This is a genomic window from Rubrivirga sp. (genome assembly GCF_965213695.1).
In the GTDB taxonomy this organism is placed as follows: Bacteria; Bacteroidota; Rhodothermia; order Rhodothermales; family Rubricoccaceae; genus Rubrivirga.
In genome coordinates, this window is sequence record NZ_OZ243912.1 from 3892445 (window position 1) to 3907255 (window position 14811).

Below are 14811 nucleotides of genomic sequence, written 5' to 3' on the forward strand. Positions count from 1 at the left end.
GCCTCTGCCCGTTCCCCTTTCCCAGTTCCCCGTTCCCACGAGCGGAGCGAGCCTACACCTCCTCCGCCCACTCCGGCAGGGCGTCGAGGGCCCACTGCTCGAAGTAGAACGAGTGTTCGCCACGCGCTCGCCGGTATGGGGCGACGAAGCGGCGGACGCCCGGCGCCGGGTGCTGGCGGAAGGCCGCGACCAAGGCGTCGCGGAGCGGGGCTCGTGAAAAGAGGCTCCAGTCCCAGCCGTCGAAGGCCGTCTCCGGGAAGAGGACCGAGGCGCCGCCGTCCAGGAGCGCGCGGAGCGCCGTGAGGTGGTCGCGGCGTTGACCCCCCTCCTCCGCGCCGGTGGCCGCGGCGAGCGCGCCGGGGGCCACCGGGCCGACCGCGAGCGCGCGGACGGCGCCCGGGCGGCGCAAGAGCCCGGCGACCTCCGCAGGCACCAGGCCTCGGGTCATGCCGTCGGACGCCAGCGCGGAGCACGCGCGGCCGGCAGCCCAAGCCAAGAGCGGCTGGACCCACGCCTCGGCGTCGTCGAGCGCCGTCAGGCCCACGCGGCGGACGTCGCCGAGGTGCGTCCCGGCGAGGTAGGCCCGGGCGTACGGCGCCGCCAGGCCGGCCACGAACGCATCGAGCGTCGCCGGGGCCTCGGAGCGTCGGCGCGCGTCGGGGTCGTCGTCGGGGACGAGCGCCTCCAGCCCGACGGGCTCTTCGGTGAAGACCTTGATCACGTCCATGGCCGCTGAATCGTCCCGCGCCCTCCCGCGTTCCCCCCGTCGTCTGCGCCGTGCCGCCCGATGAAAGCCTTGTCCTCGGCCCTGACCTGGACCATGATCGTCCTCGTCGTCTTGGTGGCCCTGCCCACGCTGCTGGTGGTCCGGCTGTTCGACCGGACGCCGGCGCGGGCCCGGACCGGGCGGGTGTTCCGGGTGATGGGGAGCTGGGTGACGTCCTTCAACCCGGCGTGGCACATCGAGGTCGGCGGCGTCGATCCGGCTGCGCTCCGGCACCCGTACGTCGTCGTGAGCAACCACCAGTCGCAGGCCGACATCCCGGTCGTGTCGCGGCTGCCGTGGGAGATGAAGTGGGTCGCGAAGAAGGAGCTGTTTGACCTGCCCGTGATGGGCTGGCTGATGACGCTGGCCGGCGACATCCCGGTGGACCGGAAGGACCCCGCGAGCCGGGGGTCCGTCCTGCTCCGGGCCCAGCGGAAGCTCGAGCAGGGCACGTCGGTCATGTTCTTCGCCGAGGGCACGCGCTCGCGCGACGGCCGCGTCAAGGCGTTCCACGACGGCGCGTTCCGGCTCGCCATCGAGGCCGGCGTGCCGGTCCTCCCGCTCGCGCTCGACGGGACGATGGACGCGCTCCCCAAGCACGGCTGGCAGTTCTCGCGCGCCGACGTCCGCCTCGACGTCCTTCCGCCCGTGTCTACGGAGGGGCTCACCGAGGCCGACGTCCCCGCGCTCCGCGACCGCGTCCGCCAGATGATCGTCGGCCACGTGGCCGACTGGCGCGAGGTGCCCGCCGCGTCGGCCGACGCGCTCGTCGCGTCTCGCGAGACCGGCGAAGACGGGGCGAAGAGCGGGACGGTGGCCGCCCAGCCCACGCGGCCGGGTTGATCTGGCCCGGCCCGGTCCCCTAGATTGGGCCCGCCCCGCTCCGGCGGACGATTGCCCGATAGCTCAATTGGCAGAGCGCCAGTTTCTGGATCTGGAGGTTCAAGGTTCGATTCCTTGTCGGGCAGCCCAGACACGCCCCCGATGGCTCCGGCCGTTGGGGGCGTTTGTCGTGTCGGCCCCTGTCTGGCGGATCCGCCACCCGTAGCCGAGGGAGCGCAGGCCGGCACTCGACCCAAAAGACGACGGCCGCCCCCGGGATGGGAGCGGCCGTCGCCGGTTCTGTCGAAACGGCCGGTCGGTCACGGGCACCGACCGGCAGGGTCCGCTAGCGGACGACGACGGCCTGGCGCGTGAGCACCTGGCCGGCCGCCTCGAGACGGACCACGTAGACGCCGGCCGCGAGACCGCCGTCCAAGCGAGCCTCGTGCCGGCCCGCCGACACCGAGCCGTCCATCAGGACCGCGACCTCGCGGCCCCGGACGTCGATCACCGACACGCGGACCGCGCCGGCCTCGGGGACGGCGAACGACACGCGCGCCCCGCCCGACGACGGGTTCGGCGCCACGGCGTCGAGCCCGACCTCGGTCACGCCGGCCTCGGCCGACGCGAGACCGGTCCCGATCCGGAGCACGAACCGGTCCGTCGCCTCGGCCCCGTCAGCGACCTCGGCCGACGAGAGCTCGGCGAGCGCCGGCTGGGTCGCCACGCGGAACGTGTACGACGACCGGGACCGGACGTCGACCTCCTGGCCACTCGCCAGGTCCACGAGCACGACCGGGAGCCCGACCGGGAGGCCCTCGGCCTCCCACGACAGCGTGAACTCGGCCGCGGTCCCCCGGGCCTCGACGGCCAGCGGGATCTCGGCGTTCGCGAACGGCCGGACGTCGTAGCCGACGAACGCGCGGCCAGCCCGGGCCCCGACGAGCGCGTAGCTCGCGGCCAGCGGCTGGAGCTTCTCGGCGTCCTCGTCGGCGTCGAACGCCGCGCGGGCGTCGTTGGCGAAGGCGAACGTGAGCGCGCCGTCACCGACCCGGACGCCGTCGGCGTCGGTGCCGGAGAGCGTGAACGCGAGGCTCGGCGTCTCGGCCGTCCGGGCCGCCGTCTGTGGGACGTCGTTGGCCGGGATCGTCAGCGTCCGCGGGCGGTCGATCGTCCGCGGGCCCTTCGACCGGACGCGGAACGCCTCCCACGGGGCGACCGAGGTCGCGCCGTCCTCCCACATCCGCGCGACCGGGTCGTAGGTCATCGGCGGGATCGGCGCGAGGTTCTCGGCGCCGGGCCAGCCCATGATCCCGGTCAGGCTGAGGTCCTCGCCGAACGGGTTGGCGAGGTAGTTGAACCGGGTCCCGTCCGTCTGGAGCTCGACGGTCACCGGGGCCTCATTGGCCTCGAGCGAGGTCGACAGCGTGAACGGGAGCGGGACCGAGACCGAGACGTCGGGGTTGCCGGCGGCCCTGTCGTAGAACCGCCACCGGAACGCCTTGCCCAGCTCGAGCACCTCGCCCGTCCCGTCCGACTCGATCCACTCGTTGGTGGTCGCGTCGTACTCGGTGAAGAGGTTGGCCGGGTCGGCGGCCGGGTAGTACCCGGGGACGCCGCGGACGAGGTTCTGAGCTGCGAGGGAGTCGACGGTCACGCCCTCGGCCGGGGGGCCGAAGTAGCGGAACCCGCCGGGGCCCTCGACCAGGATGCTGATCCCGTCGTCGCCGCCGCCGCCGACGACGGTCATCGTGACCGGGACGGTGACGGACTCGTTGTCCGGGTCGTTCGTCATGATGACGAGGTCACCCGTGTAGGTCCCCTCCGGGTAGCCGGTCGCGTCGATCCCGAGCGTGATCTCGTCGGACTCGCCGGGCTCGATGGTCCCGGACGTCGGGAAGGCCGAGAGCCACAGGAGCGGGGCCCCGAACTCGACCTTGAACTGGACGTCGTTGTTGGTGCTCATCGACGCGCTGGCCGGGTCGCCGTTGGTCGTGAAGTACAGGTTGCCGCCGGCGTACGGGTTCGTGTTGGCGAACAGCTGGCGGGTCTCGCCGGCCGTCAGGTCGAGGAACCACGTGTACGTCTCGCCGATCTCGACGTTGATCGGCTCTGGGAGCGTGATCTCGAGGGAGATCTCGGAAGGCGGGTTGTTCACCGTGATCGGGACCGACGCGAGCTCCGTCCCGCCGGTGCCGGCGCCCTCGTAGACGCGGAGCGTGGCGCTAAACGACGGCGCCGGGCTGCCTCCGAAGATGGCCGGCGAGACCGACGTCAGGGTGCCCGTGCACGGGACGGTAAAGCTCTGGCCGAGCTCCTGGCCGCCCGAGACGACCGTCGTGAAGAAGTTCCGCGAGGCCTGGATCAACTCCTGACCGGCCGTACATGCGTTCGAGACCGGCATGCCCGTCTGGTCCTCGACGTTCTGGAGCTCCGCCACGAACGACAGGGCCACCGAGCCGTCGTCGGCCGTGTTCGAGAGCGTGACGACCTCCGTCGTCTCCTCGTCCAGGGCCAGCGTGACGTCGACCGAGGTCGGCGAGACCACGAGTTCGGGCTCCTCCAAGAACGCGTCGTCGATCTGGATCCGCGGGAACAGGGCCGACGGCGAGCCGGCCGGGATCCGGACGCCGCTCGTCTTGAGCCGCCCGAGCAGCTGCTCGGGCGAGGCCTCCGGGAACCGCTGGTTGAGGATCGCGAACGCGCCGGCCACGTGGGGCGCCGACATCGACGTCCCGTTGTAGAAGGCGTAGTTGTCGGTCGGGACCGACGACAGGATCGACGAGCCCGGCGCGAGCAGGTCGAGGAACGGGGCGATGTTCGAGAAGCTCGAGACCCCGTCGGCCTTCGTCGTCGAGCCGACCGAGACGGCCGTCGAGATGCAGCCCGGGGCGCCCATCGAGTCCTGGTACCCGTTGTTGCCCGACGAGATCGCCGTGGCGACGCCGACCGACAGGAGGTTGTCGATGATCGCCTTCCGGGAGGCATTGGCCGCGTCGCACTCGGCCTCGGAGAAGAACCGGCCGCCGCCCAGGCTCATGTTGGCCGAGGCGATGTTCCGGCCCTCGTTGGCCACCAAGTCGAACACGTACTCGAGCCCGCGGATCTGGTCCGAGGTGTACGAGAGCACGCAGGGGTTGGCCCCGCCGGAGCACCCGGCGGTAAAGCCGGAGAACACTTGAACCGAGACCAGGCCCGCGCCCGGCGCGACGCCGGTCATGGGGCCGGTCTCGCCCGACTGCTTGCCGACGGCGATGCCGGACACGTGCGTGCCGTGGTCGCAGCCGGACGAGAAGTCCTCGGCGCTGCAGTTGACACCGGCGCCGGGGCCCGTCTGCTCGTCCTCGCCGTCGGGGTTCGAGCCGTCCGGGCACACCGACTCCGAGGTGAACGAGGCGTTCGAGAACGTGGTCGAGAAGCAGCCCTCGGCGACGGTCTGGCCGTCGAGGAACGGGTGGTCGGTCTGGGCGCCCGTGTCGAGGACGGCCACGTCGAAGCCGCTCCCGTCGAAGCCGGCCTGCTGCGCAGCGCGCGCGCCGACCAGGACCGTGCTCTCGTCGAGCATCGGCGAGGACGCGGGGACGTCAGTGGCCGGGACGGGCACGTCCTCCTCGATGCCGAGCACCTCGGGGGCCGCCCGGAGCTGGGCGAGGTCCGCGGCCGTGACGGTCACGGCCAGAGCCGGGGTGAATCGGAACTCGATGACACCGGTCGGCGCGGCGAGCCGGGACAGCACGCCGGCCTGGGCGCGCTGGATCGCGGACCGCTGGGCCTGGACCGCCGAGGCGGGCTGGAGGCCCTCGGGCGCGAACGCCACGTTGAGCGAGATGATGACGCGGACGTCGCCGTCGGCCGCGGCCTTGGCCGCGAGCGCGTCGAACATGTCGGCGCTGCTTTCGGCGAGCGGGACGCCGGTCTGAGCCTGCGCGGGGACGGCGAGCGCCGCCACGGCGCAGAGCACCAGGAGTCGGTAGAGAGACTTCATAGGGAAGGATGGGGAGGGCCGGCGGGGCCAGGGAGTCCGTGAGCCGGGCTGGAAGAAGAGCGCAGGTGGGCACGTCGCCCACTCTGCACGGTCGCTTCAAACAGGATAACGGGGCCGCCCGACTTCCGCAACACGGGGGTGAGGGCGAGCCGTGCGTCTTTGGCCCGTCCGAGCGGACCGGCGACCCGACCTTTGGCGCACGCGGGGGCGTCTCGGTCGTCGGGTCCCCCACGCCGACGGCCGAGCGTCCCTGGAACCGCTCCCGGCTGGCGTCGGTCGGCGGGCCCACACGCCCCTCGCGGAGCCATGCCCGACGCCGACCTCTACCCCGCCTCCGACGCCTTCCGCGCCCGCGCGCTCGTCGGGCCCGACGACTACGACGCGATGTACCGCCGGTCCGTCGAGGACCCCGAGGGGTTCTGGCGCGAGCAGGCCGCGCGCCTCGACTGGTTCGAGCCGTTCGAGACCGTCAAGGACGTGAGCTTCGACCCCGAGGACGTCCACATCCGCTGGTACGTCGGGGGGACGACGAACGCCTGCCACAACGCGCTCGACCGCCACGTCGCCGCCGGCTGGGGCGACCGGACCGCGCTCATCGCCGAGCCCGACGACCCGACGACCCAGCAAGCCCGCCACATCTCGTACGCCGACGCGCTCGCCGACGTCCAACGGATGGCGAACGTGCTGAGGGACCTCGGCGTCGCGAAAGGCGACCGGGTGATGATCTACATGCCGATGATCCCGGAGGCCGCGTACGCCATGCTGGCGTGCGCCCGGATCGGGGCCATCTTCTCGGTCGTCTTCGGCGGGTTCAGCCCCGAGGCCATCGCCGGGCGCATCACCGACGCTGACGCCGACGTCGTCGTCACGGCCGACCAGGGCCGGCGCGGCGGCAAGACCATCGCGCTCAAGGCGAACGTCGACGCGGCCATCGCCCGGCTGGCCGAGCCCGCCTCGGTGCGCAAGGTCCTCGTCGTCCGCAACACGGGCGGCAACGTGACCTGGGACGACAGCCGCGACGTCTGGCTCCACGAGGCCGTGGAGACCGTCGACGCCGAGTGCCCGTGCGAGCCGATGGACGCCGAGGACCCCCTCTTCATCCTGTACACGTCGGGCTCGACCGGCACGCCCAAGGGCGTCGTCCACACGACGGCCGGCTACTGCGTCTACACCTCGCTCACGCACCAAGTCGTGTTCGACCTCCAGGACGACGACGTCTACTGGTGCACCGCCGACGTCGGGTGGATCACCGGCCACAGCTACATGGTGTTCGGCCCGCTCATCAACGGGGCGACCCAGGTCTTCTTCGAGGGGATCCCGACGTTTCCCGACGCCGGCCGGTTTTGGGAGGTCGTGGCCAAGCACGGCGTGACCCAGCTCTACACCGCGCCGACGGCGATCCGCGCGCTCATGGCCCAGGGCGACGCCTTCGTCACGGCCCACGACCGCTCGTCGCTCAGAGTACTCGGGACGGTCGGCGAGCCGATCAACCCGGAGGCGTGGCGGTGGTACCACGCCGTCGTCGGCGAGGGCCGGTGCCCCATCGTCGACACGTGGTGGCAGACGGAGACGGGCGGGATCATGATCACGCCGGTCCCGGGCGCGGTCCCCCAGAAGCCGGGCTCGGCGACGAAGCCGTTCTTCGGCATCCAACCCCAGGTGCTCGACGCCGAGGGGGACGTCTTGGAGGGCGAGGCCGAAGGCGTCCTGGTCATCGCCGACTCGTGGCCGAGCCAGGCCCGGACCGTGTACGGCAACCACGAGCGGTTCGTGAACACCTACTTCACGGCCTACCCCGGCGCCTACTTCACCGGCGACGGCTGCCGCCGCGACGCCGACGGCTACTACTGGATCACCGGCCGCGTCGACGACGTGATCAACGTGTCGGGCCACCGGATGGGGACGGCCGAGGTCGAGTCGGCGCTCGTGCTCCACGAGGCGGTCGCCGAGGCGGCCGTCGTCGGGATCCCGCACCCGATCAAGGGCCAGACGATCTACGCCTACGTCACGCTCGGCGCCGGCCACGCGCCGAGCGAGGACCTGCGCGCCCAGCTCCGCCAGCACGTCCGCACGGTCATCGGGCCGATCGCGACGCCCGAGTTTTTGCAGTTCGCCGTCGGCGGGCTGCCCAAGACGCGCTCGGGCAAGATCATGCGGCGGATCTTGCGCAAGGTGGCGACGGGCGAGCACGACAGCATCGGCGACACGTCGACGCTGGCCGAGCCGGAGGTCGTCGGCAAGCTCATCACCGGCCGCCGTGGCCGGCCCGAGGACGACGGGGCGTACGAGTAAACGCGCCTCGTACCGTCCCCTGTCCGTGGGACTCGCCGTCAGTCTACCTCGGCCGGCCCACGGCCGTACCTCTTCGACTGTTCGAGAACGTCTTGCAAGCTGAGATGGCCGAACAGGGCCTCGCGGTCCTTGGTGTAGTCGCCTCGGCCGGCCCCAAACTGCTGAAGGAACCGGGCCGTGTCGGCGACGCCGATCTCACGAGCGAGCGCCCGGAGCGCCCGGTCGGTCACGTCGGCCAGGGGGAGTGCTGGAGCGTTCATGGCTCGAGGTCAGCGATGAGTTCGAGAGGTGAGACCACGCGGGTGGCCTCCGTGTTCGCGCGCTTCCCTTTCTTGAGGAGCGCGTCGTCGGCGGTGCAGAAGCGGTCCGCCTCCGCCTCGACCGCCGAGGCCAGATGCACAGCGTCGAGGGGCCTGAGTCCCGCGCGCTCGTAGTCGGTAGCCCGAGCCGAAACGCTCGGGGTCGTAGCGACGTGGCTCATCGCGAGGCCCGTGACTCGCCGGCCGAAGTCCCGGCGATGGGAGAACGGGTTGTTCTCCGTCTCGAACTGAAGCACGTCGGACGCGACGAGGTCTACGCCGCCCATCTCCGCCGCCGTGATGACCGCCAGGACCGCCTCGGCTTCGACCCGAACTCGGAGCTGCGCGAGGTCGTCGAGGGGTCGCTGAATGGCGCAGGTATCGAGATAGACGCGCATCCGTCCAAACTACGAGACCGGCCAGCGCGGCCGGACATCGCGAGCGAGAGCCCCAGCCGAGAACGTTCGGGGCCCGACGTCGTCGGCAAGCTGGACACGAGCCGGCGCGGCCGGCCCGAGGACGACAGGGCCTACGAATAGGACGGCCCGCGTGCGCGCGGACGGCCCCCCGTGTATGCCCGCGCCGTCCCCGCCCCGAGCCCATGGGCCCCGAGCAGTTCGGAGGGCCGGGCCGGGCGGTGCGTCATGGGCGCACGCTACGCCCCCGCGACGGCCTCCGCCAGCCGGGCCGCCAAGCCGGAGGCCCGCCGCTGGCTCGTGGCCACGGCTGCCTCGACCTCGGCCGCCGCGCCGAACACGGTCACGGACGTCTTCGCCCGGGTCGCCGCCGTGTACAGGAGCTCGCGCGTGACGAGCCCGGCCCCGCGCGTCCCCGGCTCCGGCAGCACCACGCCGACGGCGTCGAACTCGGAGCCCTGGCTCTTGTGGACCGTCAGCGCCCACGCGGGCTCGTGGGCGGGCAACCGGTTCCAGGCGACCGGCTCGCGCTCGGGGAACACGACGGCCCGGTCGTCGCCCCGACCCCAACACACGCCGACGTCGCCGTTCGACAGCCCGGTGTCGCGGTCGTTGATGGTGACGAGGACGGGGCGGGCCGGGTAGAACCGGGGGCCGTACGGGCTCCACCGCGCCCGGCGCTCGGCACGGAGCGTCGCCTCGATAACGGCGTTCAGCCCCTCGACCCCGCGCGGCCCGCGGCGGACGGCCGCCAGCAGCCGGAACCGCTCCAGCACCGCCAGCGCCGCCTCGGGCGTCGCCGCCGCCAGCGTCTCGCGCGCGAACGGGAGCGCCCACGCCAGCGCCGACCCGGCCGGATCTCCCTCCACCAGGTCGAGCGCCGGGCGCTGGCGGAGCGCCTCGACGGCCGCTTCCGCGTCGCCGCCGCGCACGGCGACGGCGAACGTGCCCACGTCGGAGCCGGCCGTGAACCGGCGTGACTCGGTCAGCTCCACGACCGCGCCCGCGAGCGGCGACGCGGCGAGGGACGACGGGACGCCTTCGAGCCCCATCTCGGCGCAGAACGCCGCCCACGCCGGGGGCGCCGGGCCGGTCCCCTCGGCCACCACGTCCGCGAACGTGGTGCCGACGCCGACGGGCGGGAGCTGGTCCGGGTCGCCGAGCACGACGAGCCGAGCGTCGGGGCGCAGGGCCGCCAGGAGCGCGTCGAACAGGCCGAGGTCGACCATCGAGCCCTCGTCGACGAGCACCACGTCGTGGGGGAGCGGGGCGCGGGCGTCGTGGCGGAAGCCGGCCCGCTCGGGGTGGGCGCCGAGCAGCCGGTGGAGCGTCACGGCGTCGGTCGGGACGGGCCCGCCGAGGTCGTCGGGCAGCTCGGCCACGCGAGCGGCGACGCTCTCCTGCAACCGCGCGGCGGCCTTCCCGGTCGGCGCGGCGAGCGCGGCGCGGGCGCCGGGCCGCTCGGCCAGGACGAGCGCCAGCAGCCGGGCCGCCGCGTACGTCTTGCCGGTGCCCGGCCCGCCGGCCACGAACAAGGCCCGCTGGCGGAGCGCGGCGACGGCCGCGAGGGCTTGCCGGTCCAGCCGGCCGTCCTCCCGAGGCGGAAACAGCCGCGCGAGCGCGGCCCGGGCGGCGACGCTCGGCGCCTCGTCCGTCGCCGTCAGCCGGTCGGCGACGGCGCGGGCGACGCGGCGCTCGGCGTCCCAGTGGCGGCGGAGCGCGAGCCGGTCCGCGTCGAGGACGAGCGGGCACCCGGCGTCCGGCCCGCCGACCGTCGGGCTGGCGGCGAGGTGGCCGCGCCAGACGTCGAGCGCGGGCATCTCGGGGACGCCCCGAAAGGCGGCGCGGGCGTGCTCGTCCTCGGGGAACGCGCGGCCGGCGTGGGCGGCGAGCGCCACGGCGCTGTGGCCGTCGCGCGTCTCGCGCGAGACGAGGGCGGCCGAGAGCGCGAGCGTCCGCTGGCGCGCGGGGTCCGGCCCGGCGTGCTCGGCGTCGAGCCCGGCGACGAGCCGCGCCAGCGCGAGGTCGATGGGCCGGACGGCCTCGGCCTCGGCGAGCGCGTCGAGCGCCCGGCCCACGTCGGGGGGGAGCCTACGCATCGGGCGCGAGGAGCACCTCGAGCGCGTCGATGAGCGCCGCGGACGGGCGGTGGTGGACGAGGCCGGGGGCGGGCGCTGTGACCGAGTCTTCCCCTTCCTCTCCCCCATCCATCTCATCCTGAGCGCCAGCGAAGGACCTCGACGCCGACGCTCCATGCCCTCGACTCCGGTCGTCGCTGGCGTCGGGCCCCGCGCTGAGATCCTTCGCTCCGCTCAGGATGACAGGTCTGGGATCTCGCGCCGACCCGCCCGTTGGCGCCGACCCGCCGTCCGTCGTCCGCAGTCCGCTGTTCTCCCCGAGCCCTCGCAGGAAGACGTACGTGGCGCCGCCGACGTGCGTGTCGTAGGCGTAGTCGGCGAGGCGCGAGCGCAGGAAGCGGTGCAAGCCGTAGACGTAGAGGTGGAGCTGCAAGCCGTAGTGGTGGCCCTGCATGGTGGCCGCCAGCGCGTCGGGCGTGTAGGCGGAGGCGTCGTCGCCCAGCCGGTTGCTCTTCCAGTCGACCACCCACCACCGGCCGTCGGCGCGGGCGACCAGGTCGATCTCGCCGACCATCAGGCCGTCGACGGCATCGCGGCTGAGCGCGGCGACGGCGTCGGCGTAGTCGGCGCCGAACGGGGGCGTGCCGTGAGTGCGGAAGACGTCGGCCAAGGCGCGGGGGGCGACGCGGCCGAGCGGGACGGCGAACGCCCACTCGGGCATCCGCGCGTCGGCGTCGACGAGGCGGAGCCCGGCGCCGTCGGCGTCGTGGAAGAGCGGCGCGCGCGCGACGCGGCCGAGCATCGCAGCCACCTCGGCGGCCGGGTCGAGCGGAGCCCGGTGCGGGCGGCCCCGGCGGTCCAAGCCGTAGGTCGCCAGCCACTGGGCGACGGTCGCGCGGTTGCGCTCGGCAGCGGCCTCGGCCTCGTCGCCCTCGCGCCAGTCGGCGTGCTGCAAGACGCCGTGCAAGCAGGTGCCGGGCCCGGTCCCGGCGGCGAAGGCGTGGAGGCCCGTCGGGACCGCGTCGGTCCGCGCCGTCTCCTCGTCGGCCTCGTCGGACGCCGCCAGCCCACCGTCGTGGCTGGCGGCGTCGCGCGCGCCCCGCGACCACGCGCTGAAGCTGGCCCGGCGCCAGGCGTCGCGGACGCGCCGGCGCCCCGCGTCGTCGAGGGCCCGCGCCGAGAGCGCCACGTCCGGCAGCGGCTCGGCCGCCAGCGGCCGTCCGTCGGGTGCGGGCGGGTCGACGACGCGCGAGACGGCGCCCGTCTCGTCGAGCGCCCGCGCGGTCGCCAGCACGCCCGGCTCGGCGGCCTGCCGACGGGCGGCCTCGACGTGGGTCGCCAGGTCGGAGTCGAACGGCGCGTCGTGGCCGTTCAGCACGTAGCCCAGGCCGGAGAGGGAGTCGAGCCGCTTGCGGTTCGAGGTGACCGCGCCCCAGACCACGTAGCACCGCTCGCGCGCCCGCGTCATCGCGACGTACGCCTTGCGGACGTGCTCGGCCAGGTTGTCCACCTGCCGGAGGCGCTCGTACGCGGCGGCCTCCGGCGAGCCGAGGTCGTAGACGACGCCCGCGTCGGTCCGCGCCAGCACCGTCTCCTGCTGCGTCGTGTCGCGCTCGCTCAGCGACCAGAGGTAGGGCAGGAACACGACCTCGTACTCGAGCCCCTTGGCGTTGTGGTGCGTCGTGATGGTGACCGCGTCGTCGTCGCGCTCGAGCCGGATCTCCTTCATCTCGCGCGACGGCAACGCCTGCTCGGTCCGGTGGCGGAGCCAGTGCGCCAGGTCCTCGGGCGAGCGGTCGCCGCCGGCCTCGACCTCGTGGAGCAGCTCGGCCGCGTGGCGGAGGTTCGTCACCCGGCGCTCGCCGTCGGGGAACGCGAGCATCCGCTCGAACACGCCCTCGCGCTGCTGGAGGTCGGCCACGACGTGGAGCACGCCGTGCCGCCGCCACGCCTTTTGCCACACGCGCAGTTGGGACGCCAGCGCCGACGCCGCGCCGGGCTCGTCGTCGAGCGCCGCGATCCGGTCGGCCGTCCAGCCCCACGTCTCGGTCGCGAGTGCCGCCCGGAGCGCCCGCTCGTCGTCGGGGCGAAGGACGGCGCGCAGGATGAGCTCGAGGTCGGCGATCTGGGGGCTCTCCCTCACGTCGTGGGCCTTCGAGACGACGGCCGGGACGCCGAGCGCGTGCAGCGCTTGCTGGACCGTCTGGATCTCGTACTTCGACGGGACGAGCACGGCGATCTCGCCGGGGCGGAGCGGCCGGTCGCCGTCGCCGTCGCGCATCCGGGCCTCGGCGAGGAGCCGGCGGATCTCGGCGGCCACGACCGGCGGGACGGCCTCGTTCGCCGCCGTTTTTCCGGGAATCCGGTCGGGCTCGCCTGGCATCGGCCACCACACGAGCGGCGGCAAGTCGCCATCCACCAACACCGGCTCGGCGTTCGCGGGCGACGGGGCGACCGGGCGGAACGGGATCCCGTCGAACAGGAACGCCCGCTCGGGCCCGGAGAACACGCGGTTGACGGCCTCGACCAGGCCGGCCGTGCTCCGCCAGTTGGTCCCCAGCGTGAACCGGCGCGTGGCCTGGCGCTGAGCGCCGAGGTAGGCGTGGACGTCGGCGCCGCGGAAGGCGTAGATCGCCTGCTTCGGATCGCCGACGAAGTACAGCGGGCGCCCCTCGAAGGCCGTCCGGAAGATGGCGTACTGGAGCGGGTCGGTGTCCTGGAACTCGTCGATGAGCGCGACCGAGAACTGGCGGCGGATGCCGTCCGCGAGCACCGCCCCGGTGTCGTCGGCCAAGAGCGCGGCGTGGAGCCGGGTGATCAAGTCGTTGAACGTGAGTTGCCCGCGGCGCTCCTTGATGGCGTCGATGCGGGCGCCGACCTCGATCACGAACGACCGCGTGAACGCCCGGTCGAGCGCGGCGACGGCCTCCATCACGTCGGTGCAGGCACGGAAGGGCGGCGCCAGCGACGCGGCCTTGAGGGCGTCCTTCCGCACCTGCCCGTTTTTCCGACCGGCCTTCCAGACCGCGTCCGTCGTGCACGCCTCGACCATCGGGAAGGCGTCGGGGTCCTCCCCCCGCGCGAACGCGCCGACGCGGGCGACGAGAGCACTGGCGCCGGGCCCGTCGAGCGGGGCGTCCTTGTTCCACTCGACGTCGGCGACGGCCTCGGCGACGGCGGCCGGCGACCACACGGCCGCGAGCGCCGTCTGCGCGTGGGCGAGCGCGTCGCGCGCGTCGTCGAGCGACGGCGACTCGGGCAGGATGCGGACCGACGGGAAGTCGGCGGTCGCGCGGTGGTGCTGGACGAGCGTGTCAGGCGTCCGCTCCCGCGAGACGGCGAGCGCCGCGAGCAGCGGGTCGGCGTGCGTGAGCCGCGCCCAGGCGTCGGCGGCGGCGCGGGAGCGGAGCGCGTCGCTGTCGGAGTCCTCGACGAAGTCCATCTCGAACGGCGTCCCACTCTCGAAGGCGGACTGCTTCAGGACCCGCTGGCAGAAGCTGTGGATCGTGAACACGCCGGCCTCGTCGACGCGGTCGAGCGCCGCCAGCAGCCGCTCTCCCGCCTCGGGCCGCGCGAGCAGGTCGGCGAGCGGCTCGACGAGCGGGAGGTCGGACGCCAGCGCCGAGGTCTCGGGGACGGGCTCGCGCCTCGCGACCGCGAGGGCCACCCGGAGCGCGCGGCGGATCCGCGTCCGCAGCTCCTCCGTCGCCGCCTTCGTGAACGTGACGACGAGCAGCCGGCGGAGGTCGGGCAGGCCGCCCGGCTCGGTCACCAGCCAGTCGCCGTCGAGGACGAGTCGGACGACGAGGCCGGCGATGGCGAACGTCTTGCCGGTCCCGGCGCTGGCCTCGACCAGCGTCCGGCCGGGCTCGACGGGCGTGGCCCAGTACTCGAACGGCGGCACGTCGTCGGGCGGGCGGCGGACGCTGGCGGAGCTGGGGCTGGCGCCCGCGGAGGCCTCGTCGGCCAGCGCGTGGCCTGCGGCTGGCGAAGAGACCACATCCGACGTCTCCCTTCCCATTCCGTCGTTCCCGCGCAAGCGGGAATCCAGAGTGACGGCACCCCCGCCCCCGCCGTCCCCCACGGTCCCGGACAACGACGGGCCGCCTGCCCCCCCCAGCGACGACGGTTCCGCTGGCGAATGCCCCTCACC

The 14811-nt window shown here is 73.8% G+C and carries 8 protein-coding genes and 1 tRNA gene; 3 read left to right on the forward strand and 6 right to left on the reverse strand.

What is annotated here, in order from left to right; genetic code table 11:
• Positions 1 to 52 precede the first annotated feature (52 nt).
• Positions 53 to 727, reverse strand: coding sequence for a hypothetical protein (locus ACOOHE_RS17275; protein ID WP_420455333.1), 675 nt, complete (start codon positions 725 to 727; stop codon positions 53 to 55).
• Positions 728 to 787: 60 nt separating this feature from the next.
• On the opposite strand from ACOOHE_RS17275, the gene ACOOHE_RS17280 reads away from it, so the two are divergent.
• Both ACOOHE_RS17280 and ACOOHE_RS17285 read left to right on the forward strand, forming a co-directional pair.
• A complete protein-coding gene (locus ACOOHE_RS17280; protein WP_420455334.1) occupies positions 788 to 1609 on the forward strand; it encodes a lysophospholipid acyltransferase family protein in 822 nt (273 codons plus the stop codon).
• Between the two features lie 52 nt (positions 1610 to 1661).
• Positions 1662 to 1734: transfer RNA gene (locus ACOOHE_RS17285), tRNA-Gln, on the forward strand.
• Positions 1735 to 1934: 200 nt separating this feature from the next.
• Here the strand turns inward: ACOOHE_RS17285 and ACOOHE_RS17290 are convergent.
• Positions 1935 to 5573 (reverse strand): S8 family serine peptidase, encoded by a 3639-nt coding sequence (locus tag ACOOHE_RS17290; RefSeq protein ID WP_420455335.1) that lies wholly within the window; start codon positions 5571 to 5573, stop codon positions 1935 to 1937.
• Between the two features lie 306 nt (positions 5574 to 5879).
• Between ACOOHE_RS17290 and acs the strand changes: the two genes are divergently transcribed.
• The gene (acs, locus tag ACOOHE_RS17295) at positions 5880 to 7865 is read left to right on the forward strand and encodes an acetate--CoA ligase (RefSeq protein ID WP_420455336.1); all 1986 of its coding nucleotides are present in this window, start codon (positions 5880 to 5882) and stop codon (positions 7863 to 7865) included.
• 38 nt (positions 7866 to 7903) lie between these two features.
• Here acs and ACOOHE_RS17300 read toward each other — a convergent pair whose 3' ends face one another.
• The 4 genes from ACOOHE_RS17300 to recB form a co-directional block, all read right to left on the reverse strand.
• Positions 7904 to 8125 (reverse strand): hypothetical protein, encoded by a 222-nt coding sequence (locus ACOOHE_RS17300; RefSeq protein ID WP_420455337.1) that lies wholly within the window; start codon positions 8123 to 8125, stop codon positions 7904 to 7906.
• Entirely contained in the window at positions 8122 to 8562 is a 441-nt protein-coding gene (locus ACOOHE_RS17305; RefSeq protein WP_420455338.1) for a PIN domain-containing protein, read from the reverse strand. The genes ACOOHE_RS17300 and ACOOHE_RS17305 overlap by 4 nt, the downstream gene beginning before the upstream one ends.
• A 257-nt stretch (positions 8563 to 8819) precedes the next feature.
• Positions 8820 to 10679: an exodeoxyribonuclease V subunit alpha gene (gene recD, locus ACOOHE_RS17310; RefSeq protein WP_420455339.1), complete on the reverse strand. Its 1860-nt coding sequence runs from the start codon at positions 10677 to 10679 to the stop codon at positions 8820 to 8822.
• The gene (recB, locus tag ACOOHE_RS17315) at positions 10672 to 14658 is read right to left on the reverse strand and encodes an exodeoxyribonuclease V subunit beta (RefSeq protein WP_420455340.1); all 3987 of its coding nucleotides are present in this window, start codon (positions 14656 to 14658) and stop codon (positions 10672 to 10674) included. Before recB ends, recD begins: the two co-directional genes overlap by 8 nt.
• Positions 14659 to 14811: the final 153 nt, after the last annotated feature.